This window comes from Mycobacterium sp. ENV421, from assembly GCF_002887815.1.
GTDB lineage: Bacteria > Actinomycetota > Actinomycetes > Mycobacteriales > Mycobacteriaceae > Mycobacterium.
In genome coordinates this window covers 1-1,555 of record NZ_PDHO01000115.1, presented here as the reverse complement: position 1 = coordinate 1,555, position 1,555 = coordinate 1, and the positions used below count along the sequence as shown (strand labels likewise).

Sequence of the window (1,555 nt, the reverse complement as noted above, 5' to 3'; positions counted from 1 at the left end):
GTGCGGTTCATCTTCCGGAAGCCGTTTCAGTGGCGGGAGTTTTTGGAGCAGGCGTGGTTTGTGGCGCGGGTGTCGTTGGCGCCGACGTTGTTGGTGGCGATTCCGTTCACGGTGTTGGTGAGTTTCACGCTGAATATTTTGTTGCGGGAGTTGGGTGCTGCTGATCTGAGTGGTGCGGGGGCGGCGTTTGGTGCGGTGACTCAGGTGGGCCCGTTGGTGACGGTGTTGATCGTGGCGGGTGCCGGGGCGACGGCGATGTGTGCGGATTTAGGGTCGCGCACGATCCGTGAGGAGATCGACGCGATGGAGGTGTTGGGGATCAATCCGGTGCAGCGGTTGGTGACTCCGCGGATGTTGGCGTCGGGTTTGGTTGCGCTTCTGTTGAATTCGTTGGTGGTGATCATCGGGATTTTGGGTGGTTATGTGTTCTCGGTGTTCGTTCAGGATGTGAATCCGGGGGCGTTCGCGGCGGGGATCACGTTGTTGACCGGGGTGCCGGAGGTGATCATCTCGTGTGTCAAGGCGGCGTTGTTCGGGTTGATCGCGGGGTTGGTGGCGTGTTATCGGGGGTTGACGATCACCGGGGGTGGCGCCAAGGCGGTGGGTAATGCGGTCAATGAGACGGTGGTGTACGCGTTTATGGCGTTGTTCGTGGTCAACGTGGTGGTGACCGCGATCGGTATCCGGATGAGTGCCCGGTAGATGGCGTCGTTACAGGCTTTGTATCCGCGGATCGCCCGTCAGGTGCGTCGCCCGTTGGGCACGATCGGGCGGATTGGGGATCACACGATCTTCTACGGTCGCGCGATCGCGGGCACACCGCATGCGGCGTTGCATTTCCGTAAAGAGATCATCCGGTTGATCGCGGAGATCAGCATGGGGGCGGGCACGTTGGCGATGATCGGCGGCACCGTGGTGATCGTCGGGTTCCTCACCTTGGCCGCGGGTGGGACGTTGGCGGTGCAGGGCTATTCCTCGCTGGGCAATATCGGGATTGAAGCGTTGACCGGGTTTTTGGCGGCGTTCATCAACGTCCGGATCAGCGCGCCGGTGGTGGCCGGGATCGGGTTGGCCGCCACCTTCGGCGCCGGGGTCACGGCTCAACTCGGGGCGATGCGGATCAACGAGGAGATCGACGCCCTGGAATCGATGGGTATCCCGCCGGTCGAATACCTCGTCAGTACCCGGATTGTGGCGGGCATGGTGGCCATCACCCCGCTGTACTCGATCGCGGTCATCTTGAGCTTTGTGGCTTCCCAGTTCACCACCGTGGTGCTGTTCGGCCAGTCCGGTGGCTTGTATGACCACTACTTCAACACGTTCCTTAATCCGATCGATCTGTTGTGGAGTTTCCTGCAAGCGGTCCTGATGGCGATCACGATCCTGTTGATCCACACCTACTTCGGCTACTTCGCCACCGGCGGACCCTCCGGCGTCGGCGTCGCGGTCGGCAACGCGGTACGCACCTCCCTGATCGTGGTCGTCTCCGTCACCCTGCTCATATCGCTGGCCATCTACGGCTCCAACGGCAACTTCAACCTGTCCGGATAGGGAG

Annotated in this window: 2 protein-coding genes; both read left to right on the top strand. The window is 61.5% G+C overall.

The genetic code is table 11. The features are described from left to right. Positions 1 to 702 (top strand): MlaE family ABC transporter permease (locus tag CRM90_RS29900; RefSeq protein ID WP_102810441.1); only part of this gene is annotated, 702 nt, incomplete at its 5' end. Beyond that, positions 703 to 1,551 (top strand): MlaE family ABC transporter permease, encoded by an 849-nt coding sequence (locus tag CRM90_RS29895; RefSeq protein WP_102810440.1) that lies wholly within the window; start codon positions 703 to 705, stop codon positions 1,549 to 1,551. The last annotated feature ends 4 nt before the right edge of the window (positions 1,552 to 1,555 follow it).